Origin of the sequence: Nocardioides koreensis (assembly GCF_039531775.1) — a bacterium.
Lineage (GTDB): Bacteria > Actinomycetota > Actinomycetes > Propionibacteriales > Nocardioidaceae > Nocardioides > Nocardioides koreensis.
Genome location: NZ_BAAAQR010000014.1, coordinates 157,223 through 165,077 on the forward strand (window position 1 = coordinate 157,223; position 7,855 = coordinate 165,077).

7 protein-coding genes and 1 pseudogene are annotated in these 7,855 nt (G+C 70.7%); 5 read left to right on the forward strand and 3 right to left on the reverse strand.

The window, feature by feature from the left end:
* Nucleotides 1-25: 25 nt before the first annotated feature.
* Genes ABD268_RS19750 through ABD268_RS19765 form a run of 4 tightly spaced genes read left to right on the forward strand, consistent with a single transcriptional unit; the run spans nt 26 to nt 3,838 of the window.
* Nucleotides 26-1,237 (forward strand): acyl-CoA dehydrogenase family protein, encoded by a 1,212-nt coding sequence (locus ABD268_RS19750; RefSeq protein WP_344156504.1) that lies wholly within the window; start codon nt 26-28, stop codon nt 1,235-1,237.
* Nucleotides 1,237-2,055, forward strand: coding sequence for an SDR family oxidoreductase (locus tag ABD268_RS19755; RefSeq protein WP_344156507.1), 819 nt, complete (start codon nt 1,237-1,239; stop codon nt 2,053-2,055). The genes ABD268_RS19750 and ABD268_RS19755 overlap by 1 nt, the downstream gene beginning before the upstream one ends.
* 36 nt (nt 2,056-2,091) lie before the next feature.
* Nucleotides 2,092-2,682: a TetR/AcrR family transcriptional regulator gene (locus tag ABD268_RS19760; RefSeq protein WP_344156510.1), complete on the forward strand. Its 591-nt coding sequence runs from the start codon at nt 2,092-2,094 to the stop codon at nt 2,680-2,682.
* On the forward strand, nt 2,675-3,838 hold the full coding sequence (locus ABD268_RS19765) for an acetyl-CoA C-acetyltransferase (protein WP_344156513.1): 1,164 nt from the start codon (nt 2,675-2,677) through the stop codon (nt 3,836-3,838). The genes ABD268_RS19760 and ABD268_RS19765 overlap by 8 nt, the downstream gene beginning before the upstream one ends.
* Before the next feature lie 20 nt (nt 3,839-3,858).
* Here ABD268_RS19765 and ABD268_RS19770 read toward each other — a convergent pair whose 3' ends face one another.
* Nucleotides 3,859-4,629, reverse strand: a complete 771-nt coding sequence (locus ABD268_RS19770; protein WP_344156516.1) for a maleate cis-trans isomerase family protein — start codon at nt 4,627-4,629, stop codon at nt 3,859-3,861.
* 291 nt (nt 4,630-4,920) lie between these two features.
* Here ABD268_RS19770 and ABD268_RS19775 point away from each other — a divergent pair, with 291 nt between their 5' ends.
* The gene (locus ABD268_RS19775) at nt 4,921-6,960 is read left to right on the forward strand and encodes a M4 family metallopeptidase (protein WP_344156519.1); all 2,040 of its coding nucleotides are present in this window, start codon (nt 4,921-4,923) and stop codon (nt 6,958-6,960) included.
* Between the two features lie 88 nt (nt 6,961-7,048).
* On the opposite strand, the gene ABD268_RS19780 is transcribed toward ABD268_RS19775, so the two are convergent.
* Nucleotides 7,049-7,303 (reverse strand): hypothetical protein, encoded by a 255-nt coding sequence (locus tag ABD268_RS19780; RefSeq protein ID WP_344156522.1) that lies wholly within the window; start codon nt 7,301-7,303, stop codon nt 7,049-7,051.
* Between the two features lie 277 nt (nt 7,304-7,580).
* Nucleotides 7,581-7,855 (reverse strand): annotated as a pseudogene (locus ABD268_RS19785) (hypothetical protein); the annotation flags it as partial.

Genomic DNA, 7,855 nt, shown 5'->3' on the forward strand with positions numbered 1-7,855 from the left:
ACAATTGCTTGGTAGGCTACCACTCGTGGACCTGACCTACTCCGCGGCCGACCAGGCCTTCCGCGCCGAGGTGCGGAGCTGGCTGGAGGAGCACCTGCGCGGCGACTTCGCCGGCCTGCGGGGACTCGGCGGGGCCGGCCGCGACCACGAGGCCCACGACGAGCGGCTGGCCTGGAACCGGCACCTCGCCGCGCACGGCTGGACCTGCGTCGGCTGGCCGGAGGAGCACGGCGGCCGCGGCCTCGGCCTGGTGCAGCAGGTGATCTTCCACGAGGAGTACGCCCGCGCGGACGCGCCCGCCCGGGTCAACCACCTCGGCGAGGAGCTGCTCGGGCCCACCCTGATCGCCTTCGGGACCCAGGCTCAGCAGGACCGCTTCCTGCCCCGGATCAGGGCCGTCGAGGAGCTGTGGTGCCAGGGGTACTCCGAGCCCGGCGCCGGCTCGGACCTCGCGAGCGTGCAGACCAGGGCGCGACTGGCCCCGACCCCGCGACCGGAGTGGGTGGTGGACGGCCAGAAGGTCTGGACCTCCAACGCCCACCTCTCCGACTGGATCTTCGTCCTCGCCCGCACCGAGCCGGGGTCGACCCGGCACCACGGACTGTCGTTCCTGCTCGTGCCGCTGGACCAGGAGGGCGTCGAGGTCCGGCCGATAGAGCAGCTGACCGGCGGCTCGGAGTTCAACGAGGTGTTCTTCGACGGCGCCCGCACCGACGCCGACCTCGTCGTCGGCGAGCCCGGCCGGGGCTGGGCCGTGGCCATGGGCCTGCTCGGCTTCGAGCGTGGGGTCTCGGTGCTGGGCCAGATGGTGGGCTTCCGCCGCGAGTACGACGCGCTGGTGGCCCTGGCCCGCGAGAACGGCGCCATCGACGACCCGGTCCTGCGGGACCGGCTGGCCGGCGCGAAGGTCGGCCTCGAGGTGATGCGCCTGAACGCGCTGCGGGGGCTCTCCACCGTGAACGGCGGCGAGGACTCCGCGGCCGGTGGTGGCGCGGCCTCGATCGCCAAGCTGGTCTGGGCGACCTGGCACCAGCAGCTGGGCCGGCTGGCCATGGACGTGCTGGGCCCGGCGGGGCTGGTCGCGCGGCCCGGCAGCACGTCGTACGACCTCACCGAGTGGCAACGGCTGTACCTCTTCTCGCGTGCCGACACGATCTACGGCGGCAGCGACGAGGTCCAGCGCAACATCCTGGCCGAGCGGGTGCTCGGCCTTCCGCGAGAGCCCAGGGGGGCCTGATGACCAGCCACGGGACCACGCAGGATCGACCCGAGCAGCCCGCGCCGGACTACGTGCCCGGCCACGACCTGCTGGCCGGGAAGGTCGTGGTGGTGACGGCCGCCGCCGGGGCGGGCATCGGTGCCGCGGTGGCCCGTCGCGTCCTCGAGGAGGGTGCCCGGGCGGTGGTCCTCGGCGACACCCACGAGCGCCGGCTCGTCGCGGCCGAGGAGGAGCTGGGGGCGGAGTTCGGCGCCGGCCGGGTGCGCCGGGTCGTCTGCGACGTCACCGTCGAGGAGCAGGTGCAGGCGCTGCTCGACGCCGCCGACGAGCTCGGCGGCGTGGACGTGATGGTCAACAACGCCGGCCTGGGCGGCACCGAGGACGTCCTGTCGATGACCGACGAGCAGTGGAGCCGGGTCATCGACATCACCCTGACCGGCACCTTCCGCTGCGTCCGAGCCGCCGGCAACCGGATGGTCGCCGCCGGCAAGCGCGGTGTCATCGTCAACAACGCCTCGGTCGTCGGCTGGCGCGCACAGGAGGGGCAGGCCCACTACGCCGCCGCCAAGGCCGGCGTGATGGCGCTGACCCGGTGCGCCGCGCTCGACCTGGCCCCGCACGGGATCCGCGTCAACGCCGTCTCCCCGAGCCTGGCCATGCATCCGTTCCTCGCCAAGGTGACCTCCGACGACCTGCTGCACGAGCTCAAGCAGCGCGAGGCGTTCGGCCGGGCGGCGGAGCCGTGGGAGGTGGCCAACGTGATGGTCTTCCTCGCCAGCGACTACGCGTCGTACCTCACCGGTGAGGTCGTGTCCGCGAGCAGTCAGAGAGCATGACGTGAGCCGAGCGACCGTCGAGTGCAGGAGAGTGGCATGACCGTGGAGAACACCCAGACCCGACGCGCGGAGCTGCTCGCGATCGCCGCCGGGCTGTTCGCCGAGAAGGGCTTCAAGAACACCACGGTGCGTGACATCGCGGACGCGTCCGGGATCCTCTCCGGCAGCCTCTACCACCACTTCGACTCCAAGGAGTCGATGGTCGACGAGATCCTCTCGACCTTCCAGGAGGAGTTGTTCGCGGCGTACGACGCGGTGCTGGCCGGCGACGACGACGCGCGGACGAAGATCGAGAGGGCGGTCCGGCTGTCCTTCGAGGCGATCGACCGGCACCGCCACGAGGTCGCGATCTTCCAGAACGACGCCGACCACCTCGGGAAGTTCGAGCGGTTCGGCTACCTCGCCGAGCGCAACCGGCAGTCGCGGGAGGTCTGGATGACCCTGCTGACGGAGGGCGTCGAGTCCGGGGCGCTGCGACCCGACCTCGACGTCGAGCTCACCTATCGCTTCATCCGCGACACCGTCTGGGTGGCGGTGCGGTGGTACCGCCCGGGCGGCAAGCTCACCCACCGCGACATCGCCGACCAGTACCTCACCATCCTGCTGGACGGCATCGCCCATGCCTGAGGCCTACATCGTCGACGCGGTCCGCACCCCGGTGGGCAAGCGCGGGGGAGCGCTGGCCGAGGTGCACTCCGCCGACCTCGGGGCGCACGTGCTGTCCACCCTGGTGCGTCGTACGGGCGTGGACCCGGGGGCCGTCGACGACGTGATCCTCGGCTGCTGCGACACGATCGGCTCCCAGGCCGGCGACGTGGCGCGTACGGCGTGGCTGGTCGCCGGCCTGCCCGACCACGTGCCGGGGGTGACCATCGACCGCCAGTGCGGCTCCTCGCAGCAGGCGGTCCACTTCGCCGCGCAGGGCGTGATGTCGGGGACCCAGGACCTGGTGGTCGCCGGGGGCGTGCAGAACATGAGCGCGATCCCCATCTCGGCGGCGATGCTGGTCGGACAGCAGTACGGCTTCTCCACCCCGTTCGCCGAGTCGCCGGGCTGGCTCGCCCGGTACGGCGACCAGGAGGTCAGCCAGTTCCGCTCCGCCGAGACGATCGCCGAGAGGTGGGACCTCGGCCGGGAGGAGATGGAGGCCTTCGCCCTCGCGTCCCACGAGCGGGCGCGCACCGCGATCGCCGAGGGTCGCTTCGACAGGGAGATCGCGCCGGTCACGTTGCCCGACGGCACGACCTTCTCGGTCGACCAGTGCCCGCGCGAGACCTCGCTGGAGAAGATGGCGGGGCTCCAGCCGCTGGCCGAGGGCGGCCGGATCACCGCCGCGGTGGCCTCCCAGATCTGCGATGCCGCCAGCGCGATGCTGCTCGCCTCCGAGAAAGCGGTCCGCGAGCACGGCCTGGCTCCCCGGGCCCGGGTCCACCACCTGAGCGTGCGCGGCGACGACCCGGTGTGGATGCTGACCGGCCCGATCGCGGCTACCCGCCACGCGCTCGACCGCAGCGGTCTCTCGATCGAGGACATCGACCTGTTCGAGTGCAACGAGGCGTTCGCCTCCGTGGTGCTCGCCTGGATGAAGGAGACCGGAGCGCCGCACGAGCGGGTGAACGTCAACGGTGGCGGCATCGCGCTCGGCCATCCGATCGGCGCCACCGGCACCCGGCTGATGACCACCCTGCTGGCCGAGCTGGAGCGGACCGGCGGCCGTTACGGGCTGCAGACCATGTGCGAGGGCGGCGGCCAGGCCAACGTGACGATCATCGAGCGCCTCTGACGGCACCGCCGGCCGCCGCGTCACTCGGTCAGTGTGAACAGCCGCCCGTACCCCTCGACCGTGATTCGTGATCTGGTCGCTTGCAGCATCCCCCACAAGAGCACTTGGTTGGCCGTCAGCACCGGCCGCGCCAGGTCCTCCTCGAGGGCAGCGATGACGCCAACGCTGCGAAATCCGTTCCCGCCGACGAACACCGCCTCGCAGCTGTCGGGTACATGGGTGAGGATCCACTGGTAGAGCTGAGATGGATTGATGCCGTGCTGGTCGCTCGGAAGGTCGCAGGCAGCACGGAAGGGCACCTCGAACCCCTGCGACAAGAAGTATTCCGCGCCGAGTCGGTTGAGCTCGTCGTCGAACCAAGGTGGATCGATCAGGGCGATGCTTTCCGCCTCGAGCCGACGAAGCGCACTCACGGCAGCAGCGCAGGTGGCAACGACCGGTGTGCCAGAGCTCCGGGTCTGAAGGCGGTCGACCAGCCTCTCCTCTGCCTCGGCGCCGGTGACGTAGGCCGAGCTCGTGAAGCCGATCCCGATCACCGCGACCGGCGCGGCGGCCAGCAACGAGACGGCGTCGTCGATGTGAGGTGGTTCGACGAATGCCGCGACCGGTGCCAGGGGGATGGTGGGGTCCATGGCGCCACCGGTCGCCATGGCTCCGAACGGCACCCGCGCCGCGTGCACGCCCACCGTTGCGGGGGCCATTGCCCTGATCTCCGATTCCGGACCGACGTCAGCGTGTGGTGTCAGCACCCCGATCCGACTCCGCACCTCCCAGCCGTCGCGCTGCCACATCACTTCCCCCTCCCGCCAGCAACTCCTGGGCCGACCAAGAAAAGCCGCTCTCATCACAGCACGGCCTTCTCGGCCCGCACCACCCCTCATCGGCACGAGGGTGGGTCGAACATTTGCGTGTTGATGCAGTGCACACTCCTGCATTTTGAACCCGTTGACCGGGTGCCTCGCACGGCGCAAGAGTTCGCGCGGTTCTCGTTCTCGGGTGGAAGACCTCCAGCAGTTCCGGGCCTGAGCCGACCCTTTCCCTCTCGGTGGGCTCCTCAGTGAGTCCGGAACAAGGAGTGTCGAGTGAAGAAACTCGTCGCTGGGGCCCCGCGCCAGCTGATCCTGGCCAGCGCAGCAGCCCTCATCTCGGCCGTCGCGGTCGTCTCGGTGCCAACAGGCAGCCAGGCGGCCTCGTCGACCCAAGCAGCAACCCAGGATGCGCGTGCCCAGGCCGCGCAGTCGGCGCGGGCCCTCGTGGCGGACCGGCCGGCCCGCCTGCATCCCAGCACGTACGACGCCTTCCGGGCGCTGCCCGTGCAGTCGTCCGCCGGGCTGCAGTACGTCCCCTACGAGCGCACCTACCGCGGTGTGCCGGTCGTCGGCGGTGACTTCGTCGTCGCGACCGACAGCGAGGGCAACGTCCTCGGCACCACGGTCGCCCAGACCCGCGCCACCCAGCTGTCGTCGGTCACCCCGACCGTCGACCGGGGCGCCGCCCGGGCGACCTCGGCCCGGCAGGTCCGGGACGCCCGGCTCGAGGCGACCCGCCTGGTCGTCCTCCAGCGCGCCGCCTCGGCGCTGGCATGGGAGACCACCGTCAACGGCGTCCGCGACGGCGGGCCGTCGCGGCTGACGGTCTACGTCGACGCCCAGTCCGGCCGCGTGCTCACCACCAAGGAGCACGTCGCCGAGGGCTCCGGCAGCTCGGCGTGGAGCGGCTCGGTCTCGATCCCCACCACGCTGTCGGGCTCGACGTACTCGATGAGGAACCCGAGCGCCACCACCATGGTGTGCCAGGACGCCGCCACCAATGTCACCTTCTCCGGGAGCGACGACTCGTGGGGCAACGGCGACGCCACCAACCGGGAGACCGGCTGCGTGGACGCCTACTACGGCGCGGACAAGGAGCGGCAGATGCTGTCGTCCTGGCTCGGCCGCAGCGGCATGGACGGCTCCGGCGGCTGGGTCCCGATCCGGGTCGGCCTCAACGACGTCAACGCCTACTACGACGGCACGCAGGTCCAGATCGGCCACACCCAGACCGGCGGCAAGTGGATCGGCGAGATGGACGTGATCGCCCACGAGATGGGCCACGGCATCGACGACCACACCCCGGGCGGCATCTCGGGCAACGGCACCCAGGAGTTCGTGGCCGACACCTTCGGCGCGATGACCGAGTGGTACGCCAACAACCCCGTCGACACCCCCGACTACAAGGTCGGCGAGATGGTCAACCTGGTCGGCTCCGGCCCGATCCGCTACATGTACAACCCCTCGCTGGCCGGTGACGCGAACTGCTACTCGTCCTCCACCCCCACCTCCGAGGTCCACTCGGCGGCCGGGCCGGGCAACCACTGGTTCTACCTGCTCGCCGAGGGCACCAGCCCGACCGACGGTCAGCCCACCAGCCCGACCTGCAACGGCACCTCGATCACCGGCATCGGGATCCAGAAGGCCGCCAAGATCATGTACAACGCGATGCTGATGAAGACCTCGTCGTCGTCGTACCTGAAGTACCGCACCTGGACGCTGACCGCCGCGAAGAACCTGTACGGCGCCACCAGCTGCACCGAGTTCAACGCGGTGAAGGCGGCGTGGGACGCGGTGAGCGTGCCGGCCCAGACCGGTGACCCGACCTGCTCCACCGGCGGGGGTGGGGGCACCTGCAGCAGCCCCGGCCAGAAGCTGGGCAACGCCGGCTTCGAGACCGGCTCGGCCGCTCCGTGGTCGGCCTCCTCGGGCGTCGTGGACAGCAGCACCAGCCAGCCGGCGCACAGCGGGAGCTGGAAGGCGTGGATGGACGGCTACGGCACCACCCACACCGACACGCTCTCGCAGTCTGTCTCCATTCCCTCCGGGTGCACGGCGACGCTGTCGTTCTGGCTGCACATCGACACCGCGGAGACCACGACCAGCACGGCGTACGACAAGCTGACGGTGAAGGCCGGTGGCACCACCCTGGCGACGTACTCGAACCTGAACAAGAACTCCGGGTACGCGCAGAAGTCGTTCGACGTCTCGTCGTTGGCGGGCCAGACCGTCACGATCAGCTTCAGCGGGACCGAGGACAGCTCGCTCAGGACGAGCTTCGTGGTGGACGACACCGCGTTGAACGTCAGCTGACCTGAGACCACGGCGGCCGTCACCCTTCTGCGGGGTGGTGGCCGCCGTGCTGTGTGTGGCGGCGACTGCCGCGAAGCGTGGGCGGTCCTCAGTCGACGCGGGCCAGCACGACGGCCCCTGGCTCAGGTGCGACCTCGCCGGTCTGAACTCCCACCAGGCAGGCGCGGCCGCTCTCGGCGTCTGCCGTCAGGAGAACCGCGTGCACGGTGAGGTCCTCGGGTGCAGATGTGCTATGCGGGTCCGGGGGATGCCCGGTGGTGACGATGTGGGGGAAGGTGCCGATCAGCCTGATGTGCAGGAGTCGGTCCGACTCGCAGGCGACCCCGAGGTTCGGGTGGGTCACGACGCCGTGGCCCACTGTGACGGTCGCACTCGTGAGAGTGGCGTCGTCCGCGCGAACCTCCTGCCGGGCCAAAGCGACGGCGAAGGCGTACTCCTGATCGGTCAGGGCGCCGTGGGTTCCTGACGTAGACCTCGCCGAGCCGGAGGGCGCGGCCGATCCAGCGCAGCCGCTGAGTGCCATCGACACCGTCAGCAGCAGTGGACCCCCGACGGCCCACCTGGGAGTCTTCACGCTCATGTGACGCCCGCTTCAGCTCGATGGTTCCGCCTGGTTGCTGTCAGGCGATGAGGGTGAGGCGGGTGCGCTGGATGTCGACCCGGGGGCGTCCTGGCCTGCGGGGCGGGGGGAGTGGTGGGGGTGGGGCGGTGCTGCGGTGTCGGTGTCCGGTGGGGGTAGTGATGTCGACCGCGTGCGGCTCCATCGGCCCGCTGGCGGGGTGGTGCTGCCAGCCGGGGTTCTCCTTGAGGTAGTTGCAGCTCTCGCAGAGGCCTTGCCCGTTGTGCGCGCTGGTGTCGCCGCCGTCGGCGCGGCTGAGGGCGTGGTCGGTGTGCC